This window comes from Dactylosporangium sp. NPDC005572, from assembly GCF_040605515.1.
In the GTDB taxonomy this organism is placed as follows: Bacteria; Actinomycetota; Actinomycetes; order Mycobacteriales; family Micromonosporaceae; genus Dactylosporangium.
On record NZ_JBEXCY010000467.1, the window covers coordinates 1 to 1,496 of the forward strand.

Sequence of the window (1,496 nt, forward strand, 5' to 3'; positions counted from 1 at the left end):
CAACGTGGCCCGCCTGCACCTCGAGGCCAGGCCCACGGCCCGCCTGCTCGCCCAGCTGTTCGGCTGAAAGGCCACCGGACGGCGATTGGCCGCTCCGGTACCGCCGGAATCCGAGCGATGATGCGCCGGTGGCCGACTTCGACGATCTCTCCACGCTCGTCGCCGACGGCGCGCTGCGCCGTGACGGCCGGCCCGTCGATGACGAAGTACTTGCGCGCATCTCGCCGACACACCATGAGAACGTGCTCTTCTACGGGCACTTACTCCGTCGATATCGACGGCGAACTCGCCCAGTTCGACGCCGGCGGCTACCGGCCGCTGCGCCTGCCGGAATCCACCCCGACGGGCTGAGCCAACAGTGAATGTCGGCCGGTAGCCTGCGTGGAGCGCGGCGTCGGGCAGGCACGACCGGGTGTCCTCTTCCCAGGCACCGGGCCTACCGCGTCTTGGGGTGGGGCGTTGGACGCAGGTAGGTGGTCACATCTCGGCCGACGAGCATCAGAGGCGGCAGCGCTGTAAGCGGGATCGCGAACAGCGACAGCAGCACCATGAGTAAGTGGCACACGAATGCCTCCGGCGCCAATCCGACATAGCGCACGCCCTGACTGAGGGGCCCTGGCCTTGACCCGATTCGGCGGAGAGATTCGGCGTGCTGATCTTCAAGCTACCTTGAGCGCGGGTAGCAGTTGGACGTTGGTGCCGTTTTCGTAGGCGGCTGGGCTGAGGTAGCCGAGGCTGGAGTGTCGGCGGCGGGTGTTGTACCAACCGTCTACGACACGGCCAGAGCCTTCGCCGAACCGCAGCGGTTGCGCCTTGACAAGCTGTGTTGGTGAGATGTCTCGACGTATCCGGGCGACGACCCCGGTCAAGGCCGACCACGCTGCGAAGCGGCGCCGGCTCGGGTCGAACGGCGGCCGTCCACACGCGTTCGATCCTGAGCTCTACCGGCAGGTCGCGTCGACGGAGCCGCCGAAGCACCTGGTCACGTACTCCTGCTGTACCGCACTGGGACCGACCAGGTGATACTCGTCGATCACCGCAAAGCCGGGCGGCTGCCCCTCGGTCGGCAGTCCTGATCGGATACGACGACGACCTCGCCGGCGAATCCACCCGGCTCAGCAACCGCATCCGCGGCCTGCTCACCCAAGTCCACCCTCCGCTGGAGCGTGTCCTCGGGCCGCGCATCGCCCATCCCGCGGTCCTGGAACTGCTGTCCCGCTGCGGCGGCCCGGCTGGTCTGCGCACGGCAGGACGGCGCCGGCTCGCCACGCTCACCACGCCCAAGGCCCCGCGCATGGGCGCCCGGCTCGTCGAGGAGATCCTGGCCGTGCTGGACGAACAGACCGTCACCGTCCCCGGCACCGCCGCGGCCGAGACGGTCCTGCCCCGGCTGGCCGACAGCCTCCGGCAGGTCCTGCAACAGCGTGACCAGGTCGCGGACGAGGTCGAACGGATGCTCGATGCCCACCCTCTCGCCAAGGTCCTGACCTCGATGC

General features: G+C 68.8%; 2 protein-coding genes and 1 pseudogene. All 3 read left to right on the top strand.

Translation table 11 applies throughout. The features are described 5' to 3' along the window. Window positions 1-128: 128 nt before the first annotated feature. Window positions 129-362, top strand: coding sequence for a hypothetical protein (locus ABZS66_RS61695; protein ID WP_354774292.1), 234 nt, complete (start codon window positions 129-131; stop codon window positions 360-362). 472 nt (window positions 363-834) lie between these two features. Then, a complete protein-coding gene (locus tag ABZS66_RS61700) occupies window positions 835-1,023 on the top strand; it encodes a hypothetical protein (RefSeq protein WP_354774294.1) in 189 nt (62 codons plus the stop codon). Between the two features lie 46 nt (window positions 1,024-1,069). Further along, a pseudogene (locus ABZS66_RS61705) lies at window positions 1,070-1,496 on the top strand (IS110 family transposase); the annotation flags it as partial.